Annotated in this window: 20 protein-coding genes; 14 read left to right on the forward strand and 6 right to left on the reverse strand. The window is 54.6% G+C overall.

The window, feature by feature from the left end:
• Positions 1-777: 777 nt before the first annotated feature.
• A complete protein-coding gene (gene rluB / locus LZU96_RS09690; RefSeq protein WP_094120565.1) occupies positions 778-1,668 on the forward strand; it encodes a 23S rRNA pseudouridine(2605) synthase RluB in 891 nt (296 codons plus the stop codon).
• A gap of 59 nt (positions 1,669-1,727) precedes the next feature.
• Here rluB and cobO read toward each other — a convergent pair whose 3' ends face one another.
• Entirely contained in the window at positions 1,728-2,318 is a 591-nt protein-coding gene (cobO, locus tag LZU96_RS09695) for a cob(I)yrinic acid a,c-diamide adenosyltransferase (RefSeq protein WP_233988055.1), read from the reverse strand.
• A complete protein-coding gene (locus LZU96_RS09700) occupies positions 2,318-3,079 on the reverse strand; it encodes a YciK family oxidoreductase (protein WP_233988056.1) in 762 nt (253 codons plus the stop codon). Before LZU96_RS09700 ends, cobO begins: the two co-directional genes overlap by 1 nt.
• A gap of 174 nt (positions 3,080-3,253) precedes the next feature.
• Between LZU96_RS09700 and sohB the strand changes: the two genes are divergently transcribed.
• On the forward strand, positions 3,254-4,300 hold the full coding sequence (gene sohB, locus LZU96_RS09705) for a protease SohB (protein WP_233988057.1): 1,047 nt from the start codon (positions 3,254-3,256) through the stop codon (positions 4,298-4,300).
• 601 nt (positions 4,301-4,901) lie between these two features.
• Here sohB and LZU96_RS09710 read toward each other — a convergent pair.
• Positions 4,902-5,150, reverse strand: a complete 249-nt coding sequence (locus LZU96_RS09710; RefSeq protein WP_233988058.1) for a DUF2498 family protein — start codon at positions 5,148-5,150, stop codon at positions 4,902-4,904.
• Positions 5,151-5,521: 371 nt separating this feature from the next.
• Here LZU96_RS09710 and topA point away from each other — a divergent pair, with 371 nt between their 5' ends.
• From topA to acnA, 4 genes are all read left to right on the forward strand, one after another.
• Positions 5,522-8,119, forward strand: coding sequence for a type I DNA topoisomerase (gene topA / locus LZU96_RS09715; RefSeq protein WP_233988059.1), 2,598 nt, complete (start codon positions 5,522-5,524; stop codon positions 8,117-8,119).
• A gap of 189 nt (positions 8,120-8,308) precedes the next feature.
• Entirely contained in the window at positions 8,309-9,283 is a 975-nt protein-coding gene (gene cysB / locus LZU96_RS09720) for an HTH-type transcriptional regulator CysB (RefSeq protein ID WP_233988060.1), read from the forward strand.
• 494 nt (positions 9,284-9,777) lie between these two features.
• Entirely contained in the window at positions 9,778-9,936 is a 159-nt protein-coding gene (locus LZU96_RS09725) for a YmiA family putative membrane protein (RefSeq protein WP_071778593.1), read from the forward strand.
• A gap of 602 nt (positions 9,937-10,538) precedes the next feature.
• Positions 10,539-13,220 carry an aconitate hydratase AcnA gene (acnA, locus tag LZU96_RS09730; RefSeq protein ID WP_233988062.1) on the forward strand — a complete coding sequence of 894 codons (2,682 nt, stop codon included), beginning with the start codon at positions 10,539-10,541 and terminating at the stop codon, positions 13,218-13,220.
• A gap of 31 nt (positions 13,221-13,251) precedes the next feature.
• Here acnA and ribA read toward each other — a convergent pair whose 3' ends face one another.
• Positions 13,252-13,845 carry a GTP cyclohydrolase II gene (gene ribA / locus LZU96_RS09735; protein ID WP_010244482.1) on the reverse strand — a complete coding sequence of 198 codons (594 nt, stop codon included), beginning with the start codon at positions 13,843-13,845 and terminating at the stop codon, positions 13,252-13,254.
• A gap of 227 nt (positions 13,846-14,072) precedes the next feature.
• On the opposite strand from ribA, the gene pgpB reads away from it, so the two are divergent.
• From pgpB to yciH, 5 genes are all read left to right on the forward strand, one after another.
• Positions 14,073-14,831, forward strand: coding sequence for a phosphatidylglycerophosphatase B (pgpB, locus tag LZU96_RS09740; protein WP_233988063.1), 759 nt, complete (start codon positions 14,073-14,075; stop codon positions 14,829-14,831).
• Between the two features lie 133 nt (positions 14,832-14,964).
• A complete protein-coding gene (locus LZU96_RS09745) occupies positions 14,965-15,273 on the forward strand; it encodes a LapA family protein (protein WP_233988064.1) in 309 nt (102 codons plus the stop codon).
• Positions 15,274-15,279: 6 nt separating this feature from the next.
• Positions 15,280-16,449 carry a lipopolysaccharide assembly protein LapB gene (lapB, locus tag LZU96_RS09750; protein WP_233988065.1) on the forward strand — a complete coding sequence of 390 codons (1,170 nt, stop codon included), beginning with the start codon at positions 15,280-15,282 and terminating at the stop codon, positions 16,447-16,449.
• 195 nt (positions 16,450-16,644) lie between these two features.
• A complete protein-coding gene (gene pyrF / locus LZU96_RS09755; RefSeq protein WP_233988066.1) occupies positions 16,645-17,364 on the forward strand; it encodes an orotidine-5'-phosphate decarboxylase in 720 nt (239 codons plus the stop codon).
• Positions 17,364-17,687, forward strand: coding sequence for a stress response translation initiation inhibitor YciH (yciH, locus tag LZU96_RS09760; protein WP_233988067.1), 324 nt, complete (start codon positions 17,364-17,366; stop codon positions 17,685-17,687). The genes pyrF and yciH overlap by 1 nt, the downstream gene beginning before the upstream one ends.
• A gap of 78 nt (positions 17,688-17,765) precedes the next feature.
• Here the strand turns inward: yciH and osmB are convergent, their stop codons facing one another.
• Positions 17,766-17,981: an osmotically-inducible lipoprotein OsmB gene (gene osmB / locus LZU96_RS09765; protein ID WP_031374546.1), complete on the reverse strand. Its 216-nt coding sequence runs from the start codon at positions 17,979-17,981 to the stop codon at positions 17,766-17,768.
• 348 nt (positions 17,982-18,329) lie between these two features.
• Here osmB and araD point away from each other — a divergent pair, with 348 nt between their 5' ends.
• The 3 genes from araD (at position 18,330) to LZU96_RS09780 (ending at position 21,803) form a co-directional block, all read left to right on the forward strand.
• A complete protein-coding gene (gene araD, locus LZU96_RS09770) occupies positions 18,330-19,028 on the forward strand; it encodes an L-ribulose-5-phosphate 4-epimerase (protein ID WP_233988068.1) in 699 nt (232 codons plus the stop codon).
• Between the two features lie 780 nt (positions 19,029-19,808).
• Entirely contained in the window at positions 19,809-20,792 is a 984-nt protein-coding gene (gene kdgT / locus LZU96_RS09775) for a 2-keto-3-deoxygluconate transporter (RefSeq protein ID WP_233988069.1), read from the forward strand.
• Between the two features lie 144 nt (positions 20,793-20,936).
• Positions 20,937-21,803, forward strand: coding sequence for a crotonase/enoyl-CoA hydratase family protein (locus LZU96_RS09780; protein WP_031374543.1), 867 nt, complete (start codon positions 20,937-20,939; stop codon positions 21,801-21,803).
• A 15-nt stretch (positions 21,804-21,818) separates the two neighbouring features.
• Here the strand turns inward: LZU96_RS09780 and pdeR are convergent, their stop codons facing one another.
• A complete protein-coding gene (pdeR, locus tag LZU96_RS09785; protein WP_233988070.1) occupies positions 21,819-23,804 on the reverse strand; it encodes a cyclic di-GMP phosphodiesterase in 1,986 nt (661 codons plus the stop codon).
• Positions 23,805-23,850 lie beyond the last annotated feature (46 nt).

Consider the following 23,850-nt stretch of genomic DNA (forward strand, 5'->3'; position numbering starts at 1 on the left):
ATGGTATTCTTTTTTCAGGCATGTCGTGAAAATCCCTGGTGAAGACTTCTGACATGCAATCAAGGTTCATCACTGAACCGTATTAACGCAACAACTCCGGATGCGCCGGTTTATTGGATTAATCTAAAAAGGCTATTTTTGTTAATGAATCATTAAAACTTAATTTTTATCGCGAGCTTATTTTACTGCCAGCTCTGCGTTTTTTATCTGCTTCAGTCACAAAGTGTACACCTATAATTTTTCTGTACAATTAATTAAAACTTATCTAATTAAAATGCCCTGAAAAATAAGGTAATAAACAAATCTGCCTTGGGGTTAAGCTACTAATTTTCATTTATCACAGGGTATATGACAGTTAAACTCAACTCCGTGGTGTTTTGTACTGAATTGCAGAATGAACATAGATGAAACGGTGTGCCTGTAAAGTGATGGAAGTGTAAGATACCGTGAATATTTTTCCTGCTGACAGATTGCTTGGTTTTGTGACATAGTTCAGAAAATTTAAATTTCGCCAACTATAAAGTTTTTGAAAACCCGGTTTTATTCACCACCTTTACTTATTATATCGCCCGCGATGGAGTGTCCGCCGCGGCTGGCGCAGCGGGCGGAAAGTTAACCGGAACCGGCTATCCTTTATTTGACTCCGTTAACCACAAAGCGCGTTACATCAGGGGTGAATGTCTGTATAATGGGCCAAACTTTTTAAGTTAACCTATTGATTTAAAAAGATTTCCCACCCTACCGTGACGCCTGGGAAGGCGACAAAGAGGAAGCTCAATGAGCGAGAAGTTACAGAAAGTGTTAGCGCGTGCCGGTCATGGTTCGCGTCGTGAAATCGAATCGATGATTGCTGCCGGTCGCGTCAGCGTCGATGGTAAAATTGCCACCCTCGGTGACCGTGTCGAAAGCAGCAAATCCCTGAAAATCCGTATTGATGGCCATCTGGTCTCCATCGCCGAGTCGGCGGCGGAAGTCTGCCGGGTGCTGGCGTATTACAAGCCGGAAGGCGAGCTTTGTACGCGTAGCGATCCGGAAGGCCGTCCAACCGTATTTGACCGTCTGCCACGCCTGCGCGGTTCGCGCTGGATTGCTGTCGGCCGTCTGGATGTGAATACCTGCGGTTTAATGCTATTCACCACCGACGGTGAACTGGCGAACCGCCTGATGCACCCAAGCCGTGAAGTTGAACGTGAATACGCGGTGCGCGTGTTTGGTCAGGTCGACGACGACAAAATTCGTCAGCTGAGTAAAGGCGTTCAGCTGGAAGATGGCCCGGCGGCGTTTAAAACCCTGCGTTTTGGCGGCGGTGAAGGCATCAACCAGTGGTACAACGTCACCCTGACAGAAGGACGTAACCGTGAGGTGCGTCGTTTATGGGAAGCGGTGGGTGTGCAGGTGAGTCGTCTGATGCGCGTGCGCTACGGTGATATTACCCTGCCAAAAGGCCTGCCTCGCGGCGGCTGGACCGAGCTGGACCTGCCGGCCGTCAACTACCTGCGCAACCTGGTTGGCATGGATGACGAAACGGTGACCAAGCTGGTGGTAGAAAAAGATCGTCGCCGCACCAAAGCTAACCAGATCCGTCGTGCGGTGAAGCGCCACAGCAAAGTGAGCAGCACGCCACGTGCGCCACGTCGCAATCCGGGCAGCAAACGTAACTCCGGTTAATTCCGATTCCGTTGCCTGATTGCTAAAAACGCAGCCCTGGGCTGCGTTTTCTTTTTCTGCTACCAGTCAATGCCCTGTTGCGCCTGAATGCCGGCATCAAAGGCGTGCTTCACCGGCCGCATTTCAGTTACGGTGTCTGCTATCTCCAGGATGCTGCGATGACAGCCGCGTCCGGTGATGATAACGCTTTGGCTGGCGGGACGCTGTTGCAGGGCAGTAAGCAGATCCTCCAGCGGCAGGTAATCCATGCTGATCATGTAGGTGATCTCATCCAGGATCACCAGATCCAGCGACGGGTCCGCCAGCATCCGTCTGGCGTGCTGCCAGACCGCCAGACAGGCGATAGTATCGGTTTCCCGATTCTGCGTTTCCCAGGTAAAACCGGTCGCCATCACCTGAAACTCGACGCCATGCTGTTCCAGCAGGTTGCGCTCGCCGTTCGGCCAGTCCCCTTTAATAAACTGAATCGCGCCGACGCGCTTATCATGACCACAGGCGCGCAGGGCAGTACCAAAGGCGGCCGTGGTTTTGCCTTTGCCGTTGCCGGTAAAGATCATCAGGATGCCACGCACCTCACTGGCCGCCGCGATGCGGGCATCGACCTGCTCTTTGAGCCGCTGCTGACGTTGCTGATGGCGATCGTCGGCCATTATTCCGCCGCTCCCGGCTTCCGGCCCGGCTGAGCATCAAAACTGATACCGGTTTTGCGCCGGCTGTCGTCGCCCATGACATAAAGGTAGAGCGGCATCAGATCGGCAGGGGTTTTCAGCTTGTCAGCATCTTCCTGTGGAAACGCACTGGCGCGCATCTTAGTGCGTGTCCCGCCGGGATTGATGCAGTTAACCCGCAGCGCATGGTTTTTATACTCATCGGCCAGCACCTGCATCATGCCTTCGGTCGCAAATTTGGAGACCGCATAGGCGCCCCAGCCCGCGCGACCGGTGCGGCCGACGCTGGAGGTGGTAAACACCAGCGAGCCCGATTCCGATTTCAGCAGCAGCGGCAACAACGCCTGGGTCAGAAAGAAGGTGGCATCCAGATTGATTTTCATCACCTGCTGCCAGACCTGCGGGTCCAGTTCAGCCAGCGGCACAATTTCGCCCAGAATGCCGGCATTGTGCAGCACGCCATCAAGATGGGAGAACTGCTGTGCCAGCTGGTGAGCCAGTTGCTGACAGCGTTCAGGCGTGGCATCCGCCAGGTCAAACACCAGCGAATGAGCAGGGCGTTTGTTGAGTTGATTAATCGTCTGTTCGACCTGTTGCAGCTTGTCGGCGTTGCGGCCCATCAGGATCACTTCAGCGCCATAGCGGGCGTAAGTCAGCGCCGCTTCGCGCCCAATACCGTCAGACGCGCCGGTGACCAGGATAATGCGATGGTTGAGCAGGTCGCTTTTCGGTTGATAATGCACAGCGGGATCCTCCAGCGAAAACAGCATGATTCCGCTTTATGCCTGAATTTGCGAATTGGCGCAATCGCCAACCGGCGCATTCTGTGCCAGCTGCTGGCATTTCAGGCGACTGATGGGGGCAAAACCGTTAAACTAGCCCATTGTCTCTAATTCTCTGTTTACTAAGGCGACACAATGGATCTTCTTTCGAGTTATGGACTGTTTTTAGCAAAAGTGGTGACGCTGGTCATCGCGATCGCGGCAATTGTGCTGATTGTGATGAATGCCGCGTTGCGCAAACGGGGTCAGAGCGGTCAACTGCGGCTGACGCATCTGGGTGAGGACTACACCCAGATGAAAGAGGACCTGCAGCTGGCGAAGATGAAACCGCAGGCGCAAAAAGTGTGGCTGAAAAACCATAAAAAGGCAGAAAAGCTAAAAGCGAAGGCGGAAAAGCGGGCGGCGAAGCAGGGTGAAAGTGAGGTGAGTAAACCCACGCTTTACGTGCTCGATTTCAAAGGCAGCATGGATGCCAGCGAAGTCACCTCGCTGCGTGAAGAAGTTTCAGCGGTGCTGGCTGTCACCCAGCCGGGCGATGAAGTGCTGCTGCGGCTGGAAAGCCCTGGTGGCGTGGTACATGGTTACGGCCTGGCCGCATCTCAGCTGCAGCGTCTGCGCGATCACGGTCTGCACATCACCGCGGCGGTGGATAAAGTGGCGGCCAGTGGCGGCTACATGATGGCCTGCGTGGCCGATCGTATCGTGGCGGCGCCATTTTCAATTATCGGTTCGATCGGCGTTGTGGCGCAGATCCCTAACTTCAATCGCCTGTTGAAGCGCAACGACATTGATGTGGAACTGCATACCGCTGGCCAGTATAAGCGGACCCTGACCCTGTTTGGCGAAAACACCGATGAGGGTCGGGAAAAGTTTCAGGAAGATCTGAATGAAACCCATCTGCTGTTTAAGCAGTTCGTTCATCAGATGCGCCCGACGCTGGATATCGATAAAGTGGCGACCGGCGAGCACTGGTATGGTCGGCAGGCGCTGGATCTTGGCCTGATTGATGAAGTTGGCACCAGCGACGATCTGATTATTCGTCAGATGGATCGCTTTAATGTGCTGGGCGTGCATTACGCCCGTCGTCGCAAGATGATTGACCGTGTCACACACAGTGCCGGATCGGTCGCCGAGCGGCTGCTGCTGAAACTCTGGCAGCGCGGCGAGAAGCCACTGCTCTGACACCCGGCCCGGCCTGTGTCTGAGGCTCGTCAGTTAAGCGGCAGGTGATAACGCAGTCTGGTGCCGCTCAGGGGCTGGCGGTCCTCGCGCCGCTGCGCGGTTCCTTCACTTCATTCGCCTGCCTGACGGACCGCCGGGGATGGCACATCCTGTGCCGCCCCGCCTTTCGCCCGCGTCCTGCGGGCTCTCCTGGCAGACTCATTCTGTTCAGCGCTGCGGATTGCCTGCCCCTGATCGGCCCCAGCCTGCTCTGAAACTTTAGTGCGTGTTGTTAAAAAGGGCACGAGCGTGAAGGCCTGAGCGCCTCTGCTGCTGAAAGGGCTATCCGCAGCGCTGAGGCGTGACGTTGGGCCAGAACGCCACGCCGGGAAGCGTGGAGAGTTCGGGGCCGGCCAGGGAAGGCCGATCCCCGAACGGTTCGTCGGCACGACGTCAAAGCCGAAGGAACCGCGCAGCGGCGCGAGGACGGCCCGGCAGCAGCAGAGGTGCTCAGGCCCGCACTCCGCCACGTCTGCCCAGACAAAAAGCGGCCACGTCTGGCCGCGACAGCCTTTGCAAATTTAACCTAACTGACGAGCATCAGGCCTCTGTGCCTGGTGTTTTATTCCAGATGGTATTGCGAAGATAATACAACGGCTAAATGTTTAAACACGTTGAACACCGCCGTGGTTCTGGCGGTGGGCAGTTCATCGGCATCCAGAAAAAACGGGCCGCGAAACACCAGCACGTTACCCTGCTGACTCACATCATCCGCCTGCATACCGGCAAAATAATCGTCGTGCTCTTTAATCAGCGCATTGGCCTTTTCCAGCAATGCCTGGCGTGAAATAGGCTGGGTTATTGTCTTCATTGTTTGCTCCTTTTTTGACAGCACGTTAATCCTTTCTATATTACTTGCGTGTCCCATTGTGTGACAAATCGACGTAACGGCTGAAAAGTTGGCGGAAATTTATCCTGAGTGCTAATTAAGTTGCGTAACAGATTTTATCAGGTAGAGTGTGGGCGATTCCGATTTCAGGGGTTTTGCACCGGGATGTGTGATTATGTCAGATGGAAAAAGCGCTCTTTATCATGCAGTTGCATAACGCCACGTCGTCTGATCTGAGATTGACCCCTCCGCCTTGAAATGTTAAACAGGCGCAGCAATATTGAACCCAATGGGTTTTTGGGCATCCAATCCTCTCCCGTTAAGCAGGATGTTTTCATTAGGTAAAGGTAAATATGGGTAAAGCACTCGTTATTGTTGAGTCCCCGGCAAAGGCTAAAACAATCAATAAATACCTCGGCAGTGACTACGTGGTTAAATCCAGCGTGGGTCATATCCGGGATCTGCCGACCAGTGGTTCAACCGCCAAAAAAAGTGCTGACGCCTCGACAGATAAAAAAGTCAAAAAAGTTAAAAAAGATGAGAAAGCGGCACTGGTCAGCCGGATGGGCGTTGATCCTTACCACGGCTGGGAAGCGGACTATCAGATCCTGCCTGGCAAAGAGAAAGTGGTTGCCGAGCTTAAAGCGTTAGCGGCCAGCGCTGACCACATCTATCTCGCAACGGACCTTGACCGCGAAGGGGAAGCCATTGCCTGGCACCTGCGGGAAGTGATCGGTGGCGACGAAAAGCGTTTCAGCCGCGTGGTGTTTAACGAAATCACCAAGAATGCGATTCGTCAGGCGTTTGAAAAGCCGGGCGAACTGAATATCGATCGGGTTAATGCTCAGCAGGCGCGTCGTTTTATGGACCGCGTGGTGGGCTATATGGTGTCTCCGCTGCTGTGGAAGAAAATCGCCCGTGGTCTCTCCGCCGGACGGGTGCAATCCGTTGCCGTGCGACTGGTGGTGGAGCGTGAGCGCGAGATCAAAGCGTTTGTACCAGAAGAATACTGGGAAATTAACGCTGCGCTGACCACGCCAAAAGGCGACGAGCTGTCAATGGACGTCAGCCACAAAGGTGACAAGCCATTCCGCCCGGTCAATCGCGACGAGACCTATGCGGCCGTTTCGCTGCTGGAAAAAGCGCGTTACGAGATTGTCGATCGTGAAGATAAGCCGACCAGCAGCAAGCCGGGCGCGCCTTATATCACCTCAACCTTGCAGCAAGCCGCCAGTACCCGTCTCGGCTTTGGCGTGAAGAAAACCATGATGATGGCGCAGCGCTTGTATGAAGCGGGCCACATTACCTATATGCGTACCGATTCGACCAACCTGAGCCAGGATGCGGTCGCCATGGCACGCGGCTATATCGAAAGCCACTTCGGCAAGAAATATCTGCCTGAAGCGGCCAACACTTACGCCAGCAAAGAGAACTCTCAGGAAGCGCACGAAGCGATTCGTCCTTCTGATGTGGAAGTGGTGGCGGAACAGTTAAAAGATATGGAAGCGGATGCGCAAAAACTCTATCAGCTGATCTGGCGCCAGTTTGTTGCCTGTCAGATGATGCCAGCGCAGTATGATTCCAGCACCATTACCGCAGTGGCAGGTGATTTTAAGCTCAAGGCCAAAGGCCGTACGCTGCGTTTCGACGGCTGGACCAAAGTGATGCCGGCGCTGCGTAAAAACGATGAAGATCGGACGTTACCGGCCGTTAAAGTGGGCGACGTGCTGGATCTGCAGCAGTTGCAGCCGGGCCAGCACTTTACCAAACCTCCGGCGCGCTTCAGTGAAGCCTCGCTGGTACGTGAACTGGAGAAACGCGGTATTGGTCGTCCATCGACTTACGCGGCGATTACCTCAACCATCCAGGATCGCGGATATGTGCGGGTCGAGAACCGCCGTTTCTATGCGGAGAAAATGGGTGAGATTGTCACCGATCGGCTGGAAGAGAACTTCCGCGAGCTGATGAACTACGATTTCACCGCTCACATGGAAAACAGCCTCGATCAGGTCGCCAATAATCAGGCGCAGTGGAAAGCGGTACTGGACAACTTCTTCAGCGACTTCACTCAGCAGCTTGAGCGGGCAGAGAAAGATCCTGAAGAGGGCGGCATGCAGCCGAACCAGATGGTGCTGACCTCGATTGACTGCCCGACCTGCGGCCGCAAAATGGGTATTCGTACCGCCAGCACCGGGGTGTTCCTCGGCTGTTCAGGCTATGCATTACCGCCGAAAGAGCGCTGCAAGCAGACCATCAACCTGATTCCGGAAAATGAAGTTCTGAATATTCTGGAAGGGGATGACGCTGAAACCAACGCCCTGCGCGCCCGTCGTCGTTGCCAGAAGTGTGGCACGGCCATGGACAGCTACCTGATCGATAACGAGCGTAAACTGCACGTCTGTGGTAACAACCCGGAATGTGACGGCTACGAGATCGAACAGGGTGAGTTCCGCATTAAAGGCTATGACGGCCCGGTGGTAGAGTGTGAGAAATGTGGTTCCGAGATGCACCTGAAAATGGGACGCTTCGGCAAGTACATGGCCTGTACCAACGACGAGTGTAAAAACACCCGTAAGATTCTGCGTAATGGCGAAGTGGCTCCGCCGAAAGAAGATCCGGTCCCGCTGCCTGAACTGGCGTGCGAGAAGTCGGATGCCTATTTCGTGCTGCGCGACGGTGCTGCCGGGGTCTTCCTGGCCGCTAACACCTTCCCGAAATCGCGCGAAACCCGTGCGCCGCTGGTAGAAGAGTTGCAGCGCTTCAGCGATCGTCTGCCAGAGAAGCTGAAATACCTGGCCGAGGCGCCGGCGACCGATCCGGAAGGGAATAAAACCCTGGTCCGTTTCAGCCGCAAAACCAAACAGCAGTATGTCTCCTCTGAAAAAGAGGGCAAAGCGACCGGCTGGTCTGCCTTCTATATTGATGGCAAATGGCAGGAAGCGAAGAAGTAATCCTCACAGGCCAGCGCTCGCTGGCCTTTTTCTGAGCCTTATACCAATCCGTTCTACAATCACACTTAAAATGATATAGTTGTTATAGCATTTCCGACTTTTCCTGATGCATGGCTTTTCTTCACCCTGTTAAGGCGACAATACGTCAACCGGGGATGCGACTCTGTAACTTACCGGGACGGAACAGATATGAAATTACAGCAGTTGCGCTATATCGTCGAAGTGGTTAACCACAATCTGAATGTCTCTTCGACGGCGGAAGGACTCTATACCTCGCAGCCTGGCATCAGTAAACAGGTGCGGATGCTGGAAGATGAGCTGGGCGTTCAGATCTTCGCCCGCAGCGGTAAACACCTGACGCAGGTCACGCCAGCCGGTGAAGAGATTATCCGTATTGCGCGTGAAGTGCTCTCTAAAGTGGATGCGATCAAATCGGTCGCCGGTGAACATACCTGGCCGGACAAAGGATCGCTCTATGTGGCCACCACGCATACGCAGGCACGCTATGCGCTGCCGGGCGTGATTAAAGGCTTCATTGAACGTTATCCACGGGTATCGCTGCATATGCATCAGGGCTCACCGACGCAGATTGCAGAAGCGGTGTCGAAAGGGAATGCTGATTTTGCGATCGCGACCGAGGCGCTGCATCTCTACGACGATTTAATTATGCTGCCGTGCTACCACTGGAACCGGGCGATAGTGGTGACATCTGATCATCCGCTGGCTGGAAAAGGGCAGGTGACTATTGAGGAGCTGGCGGAATATCCGCTGGTTACCTATACCTTCGGCTTTACCGGCCGCTCCGAACTGGACACGGCATTTAATCGTGCCGGTTTAACCCCACGGATTGTTTTTACGGCCACCGATGCTGACGTGATTAAAACCTACGTAAGATTAGGCCTGGGCGTGGGTGTGATTGCCAGCATGGCGGTTGACCCGGTTTCCGATCCTGATCTGATTCGTATTGAAGCGGCGGATATCTTTACCAACAGCACCACCAAGATTGGCTTCCGTCGCAGTACCTTTCTGCGCAGCTATATGTATGACTTCATTCAGCGCTTTGCACCGCACCTGACGCGGGACGTGGTCGATACCGCCGTGGCGTTACGCTCAAACGAAGACATTGAGGCAATGTTTAAAGACATCAAGCTGCCGTTTAAGTAACGTTGAAAACCAACAGGATTTTTCCGGGCTGCCTCTGGCAGCCTTTTTTATTGCTAGCGGTTAGCGCCAGATAAGATTCAAAATTTTTTATTATTTTTTTGTAAATGAAACATCGGTCACATGTTTTCGGATTGATCTTCCTTAAATGCGAATTACTACACATTTTTCACTTTGCCGCTTTGCGACTCGCCAGGAATATTCCCATACTCCAGTTAAGACCTGATGGAAAGCCGGTAGATATCAGGTTCTGTAATCCGCTCTTTAGTTTTGAATGGTCCTGATTTGAAATTAAGTCAAATTTACAATGTGATCGTTTAATTAAAAGTTTGTTCCGCGGTTAATGATTTCACACGTTATTGGGCCTTATTGATTAATAGCGTTAATCGTTTTACTCAATAAAAATAACTGGATTTTTGGCCTTAACGCGTTTAGGATTCCTCCTAAATCTTAATCGTTGTTATCAATCATTTTGTTGAGAGTGATTATCAAAAACTATGAATACACGACTGACTGTACAACCGGGCTTCCCGGCTAAAAGCACCAAGGTTGAGCGCACTGGCAATACTCGTCGTAAAGCCTGGCTGACCGTATTCGCTGCCTCAGCGCTGTTCTGGGTGGTTGTTGCATTAATGATCTGGCGTATCTGGGGCTAAAGCCATGTGGGCAAATACACTCAGCCATAAACGTTCTTTGACTGCGCGTCAGCACAAGCCGGCTTCCTGCAAAGGAAAAGAGCCGCTTGCAAAGGACGAAAAAGTGTCTATCCCCGATTCCTGGGATTTGAGTGATAACCAGCGACACTTTATCGAGTCGTTCCTGGACCCTAAAACCAAATAACGCTGTTCGCTGTACCGTTTATTTTCTTTCTGCTCTTCTTACCGGTCTTTCCGGCGGGCAAATTAAAAGCCCATCTCCACACTCAGTGACACAAACGGGTTTCATCTCTATATCGGATGAACGCAGGCCTTTGTACGCCCATTCTGGCGAAGGAGTGAACGCAATGAATATCATAAAAATGTCCTGGCTTAGCGCTTATGCCTTATGCTTCGCGTTCTGGTCCGCGGCGGTGTGGATTACCCTCTGATTTAAATTAAATCACCTCTTTCTGATGCCCTGTCTCCGGACGGGGCATTTTCGTTACGGCCGATTGTAGCAATTTGTGTTGTAATCAAAACGTTAACGAAATTGTGGTCTATCTTTAACATAAACCTTTAACTCTCTGAGGTTTAAAGACCACGATTATAAAGGAGGAGCTATGTCGTCTACCCTACGCGAGCAGAGTCAGGAAATACTGCAGGTCGACAATAAAAACTACCACATCTTCAGTCTTCCCCATGCTGCTCAACATCTCGGCAATATTGACCGCCTACCCAAATCCCTGAAAGTTTTACTGGAAAACCTGTTGCGCTGGCAGGATGGCGAATCCGTCACTGCGGAAGATATTCAGGCGCTGGTTGACTGGCAAAAAGATGCGCATGCCGATCGGGAGATTGCTTACCGTCCTGCCCGGGTATTAATGCAGGACTTTACCGGCGTGCCCGCCGTGGTTGATCTGGCGGCGATGCGCGAAGCGGTAAACCGGCTGGGCGGCGATGTCGCGAAGGTGAATCCGTTATCGCCGGTTGATCTGGTGATTGACCACTCGGTCACCGTTGACCATTTTGGCGATGATGACGCATTCGAACAGAACGTCCAGCTGGAGATGGAACGTAACCATGAACGTTACGTTTTCTTACGCTGGGGTCAGAAAGCCTTTGATAAATTCCGCGTGGTTCCGCCGGGCACCGGCATCTGCCATCAGGTCAACCTGGAATATCTCGGTAAAGCGATCTGGCATGAAACCCTGAATGGCGAAGAGTATGCCTGGCCGGACACGCTGGTTGGTACCGACTCCCACACCACCATGATCAATGCGCTGGGCGTGCTGGGCTGGGGCGTAGGCGGCATTGAAGCGGAAGCGGCGATGCTCGGTCAGCCGGTTTCGATGCTGATTCCGGATGTGGTGGGGTTCAAACTCACCGGTAAGCTCCGGGCGGGGATCACCGCAACCGACCTGGTCCTGACCGTTACCCAGATGCTGCGTAAGCACGGCGTAGTGGGTAAATTCGTCGAGTTCTACGGTGACGGGCTGGCCGATCTGCCGCTGGCCGACCGCGCCACCATTGCCAATATGGCACCGGAATATGGTGCAACCTGTGGTTTCTTCCCGGTGGATGAAGTGACCCTGAGTTACATGACGCTGACCGGACGCGAAGCTGAGCAGGTCGCGCTGGTAGAAGCCTATGCCAAAGCGCAGGGCCTGTGGCGTAATCCGGGCGATGAACCGCGTTTCACCAGTACCCTGGCGCTGGATATGAGCGAGGTTGAATCGAGCCTGGCCGGCCCGAAACGCCCGCAGGATCGCGTCTCTCTGGGCGACGTGCCGGCAGCGTTTGACGCCAGCAATGAGCTGGAGGTCAATCACGCGCAGAAGCCGCACAAAACCGTCGACTATACCGACAGTGACACCGGACTCAGCCATACGCTTACCGATGGCGCAGTGGTGATCAGTGCTATTACCTCCTGCACCAACACCTCAAACCCCAGCGTGCTGATGGCTGCCGGTTTGCTGGCGAAGAAAGCCGTTGAGCGCGGCCTGAAGCGGCAGCCCTGGGTAAAAGCCTCGCTTGCGCCAGGCTCTAAGGTGGTTTCCGATTATCTCGCGGTCGCACAGCTGACCCCTTATCTGGATAAGCTGGGCTTTAATCTGGTCGGCTACGGCTGTACCACCTGTATCGGTAACTCGGGTCCGCTGAAAGATGAAATTGAATCGGCGATCAAGGAAGGCGATCTCACGGTGGGCGCGGTGCTGTCAGGCAACCGTAACTTTGAAGGCCGTATCCATCCGCTGATCAAAACCAACTGGCTGGCCTCACCGCCGCTGGTCGTGGCTTACGCGCTGGCGGGTAACATGAAGATCAACCTGCAAACTGACCCGATCGGGCACGATCGCAGTGGCCAGCCGGTCTATCTGAAAGATATCTGGCCATCACCAGAAGAGATCTCCACTGCGGTGCAGCAGGTGACCAGCGACATGTTCCACAAAGAGTACGCCGAGGTGTTTGACGGGACGCCGGAATGGCAGGAGATCAAGGTAAGTGAAGCCGCGACCTATGACTGGGACGAAGGCTCAACCTACATTCGCCTGTCGCCGTTCTTTGATGATATGGAGAAAGAGCCGAAGCCGGTGCAGGATATTCGCGGGGCACGGGTACTGGCGATGCTGGGCGACTCCGTCACCACGGACCATATCTCGCCAGCCGGCAGTATCAAGGCAGAAAGTCCGGCGGGACGTTATCTGCTGTCGCACGGCGTTGAGCGCAACGATTTCAACTCATACGGTTCTCGTCGCGGTAACCACGAAGTGATGATGCGTGGCACCTTTGCGAACATTCGTATCCGTAATGAAATGGTGCCTGGCGTGGAAGGCGGCTACACCCGTCACTATCCGAGTGGCGAGCAGCTGGCTATCTATGATGCCGCGATGAAGTATCAGGCGGAAGGCATTCCGCTGGCGGTGATTGCCGGGAAAGAGTATGGATCGGGCTCAAGCCGCGACTGGGCGGCCAAAGGACCGCGCCTGCAGGGTGTCCGGGTGGTGATTGCCGAATCCTTTGAACGTATCCACCGTTCGAACCTGATCGGCATGGGAATACTGCCGCTGGAGTTCCCACAGGGCGTAAGCCGTAAAACGCTGGGTCTGACCGGTGAAGAACATATTGACGTCGAAAACCTGAGCGCGCTGGCGCCGGGATGCACGGTGAAAGTCACCCTGACCCGTGCCGATGGCAGTAAAGAGGAGCTGGATACCCGCTGCCGCATCGACACCGGTAACGAGCTGACCTATTACCGCAACGACGGTATTCTGCACTACGTCATCCGGAACATGCTGGACTAATAAAAAAGCCGGGGAAACCCGGCTTTTCTCTTTACGACTTCGGCAGTAAATGCCCCATCTTTTCCGCTTTAGTATCGAGATAGTGGGCATTCTTAGGATTACGACCCACCACCAGCGGCACACGCTCAACGATGTTAATGCCTGCCTCACTGAGGATCTCCACTTTGCGTGGATTGTTAGTCAGCAGACGCACTTCATTAACGCCAAGCAATTTAAACATGTCGGCACACAGCGTGAAGTCGCGCTCATCGGCGGCAAAGCCCAGTTGGTGGTTCGCTTCAACCGTGTCGTAGCCTTTATCCTGCAACGCATAGGCGCGGATCTTATTCAGCAGCCCGATGTTGCGTCCTTCCTGGCGGTGATAGAGCAGCGCGCCGCGGCCCTCTTCAGCGATGGCGTTCAACGCCGCTTCCAGCTGGAAGCCACAGTCGCAACGCAGGCTGAACAGCGCGTCGCCAGTCAGGCACTCGGAATGCACGCGCGCCAGCACGGGCTCGTTGTCATTAATATCGCCAAAGACCAGCGCAACGTGGTCATGTCCGGTTGCCAATTCTTCAAAACCGACCATCAGGAAATCTCCCCATGGCGTGGGCAGTTTGGCTTCTGCCACCCGTTTAAGCTGCATGTGACTCTCCAGAACCTTCAGAGGATGCACTATCATCATGATAGCGCACAGGCCAGTGTGGCCTGACAAACGTGCAATATTGTGCCACAACCCACAGGCGGGCTGGTAATCTGTCAGAGCAATTGATGTGATAAAGCACGATTATCTAATCGATAACGGTTATGTTATTCTTTTTTAAGCTAAAGTTATGCTGTTTTTGCGATTTGTCACCGAGATAAGGGAAAAGGATGTATAAAATTTCGCGTCGCACCACCTTCGGGATGTTACTGCTATTAATCATGCCGATCGGCGTCTGGTTATCCGGCTGGCAATGGCAACCGGGCGAAAGCAACGCGATATTAAAAGGGTTGTTCTGGATGACCGAAACGGTCACCAACCCGTGGGGAATTGTCAGCAGCGTGGTGCTGAGCGCCTGGGTTCTCTGGTGTCTGCGCTTTCGCCTGAAGCCAGCGATTCTGCTGTTGCTGATCATGAACGCCACTATTCTGGCGGGACAGTACACCAAATCCTTTATTAAAGAACAGGTTCAGGAGCCGCGTCCCTATGTGATCTGGCTGGAAGAACATCACGGGCTGGATGATAAAGCGTTCTATGAACTGAAACGCAAACAGCGTGGCGAGATGGTGACGGCGTTGATTGCTGATGAAACGCAGATTCCGGGCTGGCTGAAACGTCACTGGGCCTTTGAGACCGGCTTTGCGTTTCCTTCGGGCCATACCATGTTTGCCGCCAGCTGGGCACTGCTGGCGATAGGGCTGCTGTGGCCGCGCCGCCACTACAAAACCGTGGTGATCGTTTTTCTCTGGGCGATGGGCGTCATGGCCAGTCGTCTGCTGCTGGGGATGCACTGGCCGCGGGATCTGGCAATGGCAACGGTTCTCTCCTGGCTACTGGTCACCCTGGCGACCTGGCTGGCACAACGTGTCTGTGGTCCGTTAACCCTGCCACCTGCCGAGCAAAAAGAGGTGGCACAGCGGGAGCCCTGATTGTAATTCACCACAAAGTCCCCATATTATTGATCGGGCTGGCGTAAAAGCGGGCCGTCCGATGCTGCTGGGAGCAGCATTTTTGCTGGAGTTTTGGCATAATTCTACTGACAACCTCACAACAGGATGCACTGTGAAATATTTGCTGATTTTTTTAGTGGTATTGGTGATTTTCATTATTTCCGTCACCTTAGGCGCGCATAACGACCAGGTTATCACCTTCAACTACTTGCTGGCGCAGGGTGAGTTCAGCATCTCGACCTTACTGGCAACGCTCTTTGGTGCCGGTTTTGTGCTCGGCTGGCTGATCTGTGGTCTGTTCTGGTTACGTACCCGCGTCTCACTGGCCAATGCCAATCGAAAAATTAAGCGCATGCAGGCGCAAATTGAGCAGAGCAGTGTGGTTGCAACCGTGCCATCGTCACCGGCTGGCCGGGAATAAACATCGATGCTTGAGCTGCTGTTTCTGTTACTGCCGGTTGCGGCTGCGTATGGCTGGTATATGGGCCGCCGCAGCGCGCAGCAGGACAAGCAACAGGAAGCTAACCGCCTGTCACGCGAATATGTCGCTGGCGTCAACTTCCTGCTCTCTAACCAGCAGGATAAAGCGGTCGACCTGTTCCTTGATATGTTGAAAGAGGACAGCGGCACCGTTGAAGCCCACCTGACGCTGGGTAATCTGTTTCGCTCACGCGGCGAAGTCGATCGCGCCATCCGCATTCACCAGGCGCTGATGGAAAGTGCCTCCCTGAGCTATGAACAACGTCTGCTGGCCATTCAGCAACTGGGTCGCGACTACATGGCGGCCGGTCTGTACGATCGCGCAGAAGATATGTTCAAGCAACTCACCGATGAAACCGATTTCCGTATCGGCGCGCTGCAGCAGTTATTGCTGATCCATCAGGCGACCAGCGACTGGCAGCAGGCGATCGAGGTGGCGGAGCGGCTGGTCAAGCTGGGGAAAGAGAAGCAGAAAATTGAGATCGCTCATTTCTACTGCGAACTGGCGTTACAGGCGATGAGCAGCGACGATCTTGACCGCGCTATGACGCTGCTGAAGAAAGGGGAGGCGGCCGATCGGCAGAGCGCGCGCATCTCGATAATGATGGGCCGGATTCTGATGGAGAAGGGCGATTACGCGAAAGCGGTCGGCCATCTGCAACGGGTGCTGGATCAGGATAAAGAGCTGGTGAGCGAAACGCTGGCGATGCTTGAAACCTGCTTTCAGCGGCTCAATCAACCGGAAGCCTGGGCTGAATTTCTGCAACGCTGTGTGGAAGAGAACACCGGTGCTGCCGCTGAACTCTATCTGTCCGATATTCTTGAGCAACAGCAGGGACCGGAAGCGGCGCAGAACTACATTAACCGCCAGCTCCAGCGCCATCCTACTATGCGGGTGTTCCATCGCCTGATGGATTTTCACCTGCACGAAGCCGAGGATGGCCGTGCCAAAGAGAGCCTGATGGTGCTGCGCGATATGGTCGGTGAACAGATTCGTACCAAACCGCGCTATCGCTGTCAGAAGTGTGGTTTCACTGCCCATGCGCTCTACTGGCACTGCCCATCGTGCCGCACCTGGTCATCCGTTAAACCGATTCGCGGCCTCGACGGCCAGTAAAAGCTGGCTGATTGTGGCTTCTCTGGGACCCTAGTTAGTTACAACATACTAATGATTGCTATCAATGCAGAGCTGGCATCGGCGCACTCTTTGTCAGGCAGGCAAAGAATGGCGATTGTGATGGCCGGAGGCCGCAGGTAGAATGCTTGCCGTTTGTCTATCGCGCCCGCGGGTGCCAACTGCAGAGGAAATGCCATGCCTTCACCCCACACCGTGACCGCTTCGCCGATTCTGGTGGCGCTTGATTATCACGATATCAACAGCGCGCTGCGTTTTGTCGATCAGATTGATCCTCGCAGTTGCCGGCTGAAAGTGGGCAAAGAGATGTTCACGCTGTTTGGTCCTTCGCTGATTACCACCTTGCAGCAGCGCGGTTTTGAGCTGTTTCTCGACCTCAAGTTTCACGACATTCCCAACACCACTGCCCATGCGGTGGCCGCCGCTGCCGAATTAGGCGTGTGGATGGTCAATGTTCACGCCAGCGGCGGGGCGCGCATGATGAACGCTGCACGCGAAGCGCTGCTACCCTATGGTAAAGATGCCCCGTTGCTGATTGCCGTCACGGTGCTGACCAGCATGGATCAGGAAGACCTGCTGGGGCTGGGCATTACGCTTACGCCGGCCGAACAGGCTGAACGACTGGCGAAGCTGACGCGCGACTGCGGTCTCGACGGTGTGGTCTGTTCAGCGCACGAGGCGGTCCGTTTCAAACAGGTGATCGGTCAGGATTTTGCGCTGGTTACGCCAGGTATTCGTCCGGTGGGCAGCGACGCTGGCGATCAGCGCCGTATCATGACGCCACTGCAGGCTAAGCAGGCAGGTGTGGACTATATGGTGATTGGGCGTCCGATCACCCAATCCGCCGATCCCGCTGCGGCGTTGCAGGCTATTCTGCACAGTCTGGAGGAAAATTAATGGCAAATGACAATCCACTGGTTTATTCAACCGACAGCGGACGCATCGCACAGCCGGAGCCAAAGGCTGAACGACCCAAAGGGGATGGTATTGTGCGCATTCAGCGTCAGACCAGCGGGCGTAAAGGCAAAGGTGTCTGCCTGATCAGCGGCATTGATATGGATGATGCGGCATTAACGCAACTGGCAGCTGAGCTGAAAAAGAAGTGTGGCTGCGGCGGGTCGCTGAAAGAAGGCATCATCGAAATTCAGGGCGACAAACGCGACCTGCTGAAAAGTCTGCTGGAAGCTAAAGGAATGAAAGTCAAACTGGCGGGCGGCTGAATAAAAAATCGGGCTACCGAAGTAGCCCGACTGATAAGTAGATGCTTAGCGTAGCCGATTATTGTTTTAATGCGGTCATTAATGGACCTGATGACCGATAATACCACCTACAGCAGCGCCGCCGACTGTGCCGAGTGCGCTACCGTTAGTCAATACTGAACCCCCAATCGCCCCCGCACCTGCGCCAATCGCGGTGTTGCGGTCACGTTTAGACCAGTTAGAGCAGCCGCTTAATGCGACAACTAACGTGGTAGCCAGAACTGCTGCGGTGATTCGTTTCATTGTAATTGTCATAACTTCTCCTTTGATGTGCTCACAGAGGCAACACTCTAAGTATAGCTCTGATATTTCCTCAGCCCGCTTGTGTGCCCATTATTGCCGCTTCCCTGTCGGCATCGAAACTGGCTCCACCATCGACCCACTGTCTGTAGCGGATGAGTCACAACGCAGGACCATCAGGTCCACGCATTGCCTGAGAGAATTTTATTCATTCTTCGCCAATAACGAAGATAGACAATTCTGAAATCACGACACATTTTTGCATTCACAGTTAATTCCCTCTGCGTTTATAGCGATTTGCTCCATACCCTTTCGCGGGTTACTCCGCAAAATTTAAGGACAATTGTCAGCAGGAGAGAAGAGATGCTGGAACACCTTAAACAACAGGTTCTGGACGCGAATCTGGATCTACCCAAATACCATCTGGTGACGTTCACCTGGGGTAACGTCAGCGCGGTCGATCGCGAGCAGGGCCTGATGGTCATTAAACCCTCCGGCGTCCGTTACGAGGTGATGACGCGCGACGATATGGTGGTGGTGGAACTGGCGACCGGCAAGGTGGTGGAAGGGGATAAGCGGCCGTCGTCAGATACCGCAACCCACCGCGCGCTCTATCTTGCCTGGCCGGAGGTTGGCGGTATCGTCCATACCCATTCGCGCCATGCGACCATCTGGGCGCAGGCGGGACGACCGATCCCTGCCTGGGGCACCACCCATGCCGATGATTTTTACGGCGAGATCCCCTGTACCCGGGCGATGCGCGATGAGGAAATTCAGCAGCAATATGAGTGGAACACCGGCGAGGTGATTATTGAGACGTTTGCCGAGCGTGGGCTCTCTCCTTCCGCCATTCCGGCGGTGCTGGTCAATTCGCACGGTCCATTTGCCTGGGGCAAAGATGCGCATGCAGCGGTCCACAGCGCGGTGGTGCTGGAGGAAGTGGCTTACATGGGGCTGTTCAGTCAGCAACTGACCGCTAACCTGCCGCCGATTCAGCAAACGTTGCTCGACCTGCACTATTTGCGTAAGCATGGCGACAACGCCTGGTACGGGCAGAAGTAACTATCTGGACGCCCACTGCGTTAGTGCTCGCCAATTAAGCGACCTGTGATAACGCAGTCTGGTGCCGCTCCGGGGCTGGCGGTCCTCGCGCCGCTGCGGGGTTCCTTCACGTCATTCCTCTGCCTGACGGACCGCCGGAGATGGCACATCCTGTGCCGCCCCGCCTTTCGCCCGCGTCCTGCGGGCTCTCCTGGCAGACTCATTCCGTTCAGCGCTGCGGATTGCCTGCCCCGGAGCGGCACCCGCCTGCTCTGAAGCTTCAGTGCCTGCTGTTAAAAAGGGCACGATGGTGGAGGCCAGAGCGCCTCTGCTGCTGAAAGGGCTATCCGCAGCGCTGAGGCGTGACGTTGGGCCAGAACGCCACGCCGGGAAGCGTGGAGAGTTCGGGGCCGGCCAGGGAAGGCCGATCCCCGAACGGTTCGTCGGCACGACGTCAAAGCCGAAGGTACCGCGAAGCGGCGCGAGGACGGCCCGGCAGCAGCAGAGGTGCTCAGGCCCGCACTCCCACACAAAAAAGCGGCCGCTTTTGACCGTGACAGCCTTTGATAATGTAAATTTAACTGACAGGCATTACGCCCACTGCATCCCTTTTTAATTGCCAGCTTAACTGGTATGGCGATCGCGATCATGTTTACCAAAACAACCTGTCAATAAAAATAAAACAGCGTTTCATTTTATCGAGGCGATCACTGTTTTCGTTACGCTGAGTCACTATTTTGCTTGCATCGCCTTCGGGCATTTTTTTGCACCTCCCTCTGGCATAGCAAAGGTGACCTTAACATGCATATCAAACGTGCAATAGACAAAATCCCTGGCGGCATGATGTTGATTCCGCTCTTTATCGGCGCGCTCTGTCATACCTTTTCGCCGGGCGCCGGAAAGTATTTTGGTTCCTTCACCAATGGCCTGATGACCGGCACGGTACCGATACTGGCGGTGTGGTTTTTCTGCATGGGGGCATCAATCAAGCTGAGCGCAACCGGCACCGTGTTACGCAAGTCCGGTACGCTGGTGCTGACTAAAATTGCCGTCGCCTGGATCGTCGCGGCCATCGCATCACGGGTAATGCCGGAGAACGGCGTTGAGGTCGGGATGTTTGCCGGCTTATCGACCCTGGCGCTGGTAGCGGCAATGGATATGACCAATGGCGGGCTCTACGCTTCGATCATGCAGCAATATGGCTCAAAAGAGGAAGCGGGCGCCTTTGTGCTGATGTCGCTGGAATCCGGTCCGTTAATGACCATGGTGATTCTGGGCACCGCCGGAATTGCCTCATTCGAGCCGCATGTGTTTGTCGGGGCGGTGCTGCCGTTTGTGGTGGGCTTTGCATTAGGGAACCTTGATCCTGAACTGCGTGAATTCTTCGGTAAAGCAGTACATACCCTGATCCCGTTCTTTGCGTTTGCGCTGGGCAACACCATCAACCTGGCGGTGATCGTCGAAACCGGGCTGCTGGGCATTATGCTGGGCGTCGCGGTGATCATCATTACCGGCATCCCGTTGATTTTTGCCGACCGGCTGATTGGCGGCGGTGACGGCACGGCGGGCGTGGCCGCTTCCAGTACCGCTGGCGCTGCGGTGGCCACACCGGTGCTGATCGCTGAAATGCTGCCGCAGTTCAAACCGATTGCACCGGCTGCTACCGCGCTGGTAGCGACCTCGGTGATTGTCACTTCGGTACTGGTGCCGATTATTACCGCACTCTACTCAAAACGCGTTAAGCGTATGCATGTCGCCATCGACCAGCGCGCTGTCATTAAGTAACCCACCTAATCAATCCCCGGCGCGCCAGTCGGGGATCACTCTGGATTTTGTGTTGTAAATCAATCTCTCATTTGGTCTTGACTCACTCTGCATTACGCTGATGTGGCGTATTTAGCGCATCAAATATAAACAGAGGATGAGACAATGACAGTTATTAACCAAGCAACGTGCAGATTATTTACCGAAGTCGGCAACACCACTCAGTTAGTCGCCTATTACGAGGAAGGCCGACGCACGATGTGGATGATGTTGCGCGCTCAGCCACGTCCCAGCTTCAACCATGAGCTGATTGAGGAGATCATGAACCTGAGCTATGCCGCGCAGCGTTCCGGTCTGCCAATCGATTTCTGGGTCACCGGCTCGCTGGTACCGCAGATGTTCAACGCCGGAGGCGATTTACGTTTCTTCGTCGAGTGCATTCGTAATAACCGGCGCGAGGCGCTGCGGGCATATGCTCGTGCCTGTGTGGACTGCATCCACTCCGCGGCGCGGGGATTCGACACCGGTGCAGTCACGCTGGCGATGATTGAAGGCAGTGCGTTAGGCGGCGGCTTTGAAGCGGCGCTGGCGCACCACTTCATTCTGGCGCAGAACAACGCGCGGATGGGCTTCCCGGAAATCGCGTTTAACCTGTTTCCTGGCATGGGCGGCTATTCACTGGTGGCGCGTCGGGCAGGAATGAAGCTGGCGGAAGAGCTGATCTGTGAAGGAGAGTCACACAGTGCGGAATGGTATGAAACCCGTGGCCTGGTCGATAAAGTGTTCCAGCCGGGCGACAGCTATCGTGCGACCCGAACCTTCATCGACACCTTACGTCCGAAACTGAATGGCGTAAGGGCGATGCTGAAAGCGCGTCAGCGCGTGCTGCAACTGTCACGCGCTGAGCTGATGGACATCACTGAGGACTGGGTGGATTACGCCTTTACCATCGAACCAAAAGATATCGCTTATATGGAACGTCTGGTGCAGTTACAAAACCGCCACAGCGCATCACTGCGTAAAGCGGGCTAGTAACCGTCATTAGCGTTACACGCGGGCAGGATGCTTAGCCAGCCAATGCCCAAATTGCTCCGCGGGCATTGGTTTTGCGTAAAGATAGCCCTGACGCCCATCCACCCCACTTTTAAGGATAAATTTCTCTTCATCGCGGGTTTCAATACCCTCGGCAATCACCTGCAGATCGAGCGCCTTGGCGACGGCGACGATGGCACGGACCAGCGATTGTGAAACCGGCTGCTTGTTAATATTGCGAATAAAACTTTGGTCGAGCTTGATCGCGTTAATCGGCACCCGCGCCAGTTGTGACAGCGAGGAGTAGCCGGTCCCGAAGTCATCGAGATGCACTTGCGCGCCCAGCTCCTGAAACTGTTTCATCAGCTTCAGCGCTTCAGTCTCATTCTCGATCAGGCAACTTTCAGTCAGCTCAATGTCGATGGGACAATCATCCAGACCGGCTTCGATCAGCGCCTGTTTCAAATCGCTGTAGATACTTTGATCGATCAGCTGACGGGCTGAGACGTTAACCGCGACCCGCAGAAACACGCCGTGCTGCCGCCAGAGGATAATCTGCTTCAGCACATTGAGCATCACCCAGCGACCCAGCGGAACAATCAGGCCAGACTCTTCGGCGTAGGGAATGAAATCGCCGGGCGAGACCAGACCGCGTTCCGGTGAAAGCCAGCGCACCAGCGCTTCGGCGCTGCGAACTTTGCCGTCACTGTCGATTTTAGGCTGGTAGTGAACGATTAAGTGGTCCAGCTCCAGCGCTTTACGCAGGTTGGTATCCAGCCACAGATATTCAAACACCCGCTGATTCATCTCAGCGGCGAAGACGCAAAACTTGCCGCGGCCATTCTCTTTAGCATGATACATCGCGGTGTCGGCGTTGCGGATCAGGCTCTCGCGATCTTCGCCATGCATCGGGGCGAGGGCGATACCGATGGAACAGCCGCTGTAGACTTCAATCAGGCCGATGCGGAACGGCTGACGCAGTCGCTCCAGGATGCGCGAAGACATCGCCTCCAGCGCCGCCTGGCTGGTGTGTTCGGCCAGTACCACAAATTCATCACCGCCTAACCGGCCCAGCGTCTGGTCTTTACCCAGACAGCTAAGGATCGCCAGTGAGACCGCCTGCAGCAGTTGATCGCCGAACATATGACCGTAGGCGTCATTCACTTTCTTGAAATTATCGAGATCGAGGTAGACCACACCGGTCTGATCGTCACCGGCTTGCTCCAGCGCCTGGCTCATTTGCTGATGAATGGCGTTGCGGTTCGGTAATCCGGTCACCGTATCGGTGTTAGCCAGCACCCGCAGCCGTTCCTGAGCGCGGCGCTCCTCAGTTATGTCCGTGCCTGAACAGATGAGGAAAATTTCATTTTTGCCACTGCCGCTGTGAACGAACTTATTACGAAACAAGAACAGTCGCTGGCCTTTTTTGGTTTTGACCCAGCGCTCAACCTCATAGGAGTTACCATCCCGGAAGAAGCCGGCAATGTTACGTCGCGAGGAGGCCGCTTCCTGTTTGGTCATAAACAGCTGAAAGACATTCCGGCCAATCACCTCATGTTCATTCAGACCGGTATATTCTTCACTCAGACGGTTAAAACGCTGAATATTGCCGCGCTGATCGAGGATGACGATCACTGAATTGGCCTCGGAAACCACCTGTTCGGCGAATGAAAGCCCCAATGTCAAATCGCGCGCCACTGCGGCGGTGTCGCCCCAGGCTGACGCGGTTCCGGCCCATGAAGATTGGTTAACTTTGCGGCCGACCAGATGCAATGGCACCGCAACACCCTGCAACGGCAGGGTCAGATTAATGCTTGAGGTGATGACCGGCATAGCCCGGATCATCGCAGCCTGGCCGGGCGTGAGCGGCAGGGCGATATTGGTTTGTGACGACTCATCTTCGGCAAAATTCAGCGCATCGCTGTCCGCGGTCAGACGCCAATGAGGGCTGGTTGTACCAAACAAGGTGTACAACAACGTTTGCCCTTGTTCATCGGTCATGGAAACTTCCTCCGGGGAGTGCACTGCAGGCGTTATCTCATTATTT

Origin of the sequence: Pantoea agglomerans, assembly GCF_021397715.1 — a bacterium.
GTDB classification, from domain to species: domain Bacteria; phylum Pseudomonadota; class Gammaproteobacteria; order Enterobacterales; family Enterobacteriaceae; genus Pantoea; species Pantoea astica.

What these genes read in the sequence shown, in the direction of transcription:
- rluB (WP_094120565.1), top strand. Translation starts at nt 778, where the DNA reads ATGAGCGAGAAGTTACAGAAAGTGTTAGCGCGTGCCGGTCATGGTTCG.
- cobO (WP_233988055.1), bottom strand. Translation starts at nt 2,318, where the DNA reads ATGGCCGACGATCGCCATCAGCAACGTCAGCAGCGGCTCAAAGAGCAG.
- sohB (WP_233988057.1), top strand. Translation starts at nt 3,254, where the DNA reads ATGGATCTTCTTTCGAGTTATGGACTGTTTTTAGCAAAAGTGGTGACG.
- LZU96_RS09710 (WP_233988058.1), bottom strand. Translation starts at nt 5,150, where the DNA reads ATGAAGACAATAACCCAGCCTATTTCACGCCAGGCATTGCTGGAAAAG.
- topA (WP_233988059.1), top strand. Translation starts at nt 5,522, where the DNA reads ATGGGTAAAGCACTCGTTATTGTTGAGTCCCCGGCAAAGGCTAAAACA.
- cysB (WP_233988060.1), top strand. Translation starts at nt 8,309, where the DNA reads ATGAAATTACAGCAGTTGCGCTATATCGTCGAAGTGGTTAACCACAAT.
- LZU96_RS09725 (WP_071778593.1), top strand. Translation starts at nt 9,778, where the DNA reads ATGAATACACGACTGACTGTACAACCGGGCTTCCCGGCTAAAAGCACC.
- acnA (WP_233988062.1), top strand. Translation starts at nt 10,539, where the DNA reads ATGTCGTCTACCCTACGCGAGCAGAGTCAGGAAATACTGCAGGTCGAC.
- ribA (WP_010244482.1), bottom strand. Translation starts at nt 13,845, where the DNA reads ATGCAGCTTAAACGGGTGGCAGAAGCCAAACTGCCCACGCCATGGGGA.
- pgpB (WP_233988063.1), top strand. Translation starts at nt 14,073, where the DNA reads ATGTATAAAATTTCGCGTCGCACCACCTTCGGGATGTTACTGCTATTA.
- lapB (WP_233988065.1), top strand. Translation starts at nt 15,280, where the DNA reads ATGCTTGAGCTGCTGTTTCTGTTACTGCCGGTTGCGGCTGCGTATGGC.
- pyrF (WP_233988066.1), top strand. Translation starts at nt 16,645, where the DNA reads ATGCCTTCACCCCACACCGTGACCGCTTCGCCGATTCTGGTGGCGCTT.
- yciH (WP_233988067.1), top strand. Translation starts at nt 17,364, where the DNA reads ATGGCAAATGACAATCCACTGGTTTATTCAACCGACAGCGGACGCATC.
- osmB (WP_031374546.1), bottom strand. Translation starts at nt 17,981, where the DNA reads ATGACAATTACAATGAAACGAATCACCGCAGCAGTTCTGGCTACCACG.
- araD (WP_233988068.1), top strand. Translation starts at nt 18,330, where the DNA reads ATGCTGGAACACCTTAAACAACAGGTTCTGGACGCGAATCTGGATCTA.
- kdgT (WP_233988069.1), top strand. Translation starts at nt 19,809, where the DNA reads ATGCATATCAAACGTGCAATAGACAAAATCCCTGGCGGCATGATGTTG.
- LZU96_RS09780 (WP_031374543.1), top strand. Translation starts at nt 20,937, where the DNA reads ATGACAGTTATTAACCAAGCAACGTGCAGATTATTTACCGAAGTCGGC.
- pdeR (WP_233988070.1), bottom strand. Translation starts at nt 23,804, where the DNA reads ATGACCGATGAACAAGGGCAAACGTTGTTGTACACCTTGTTTGGTACA.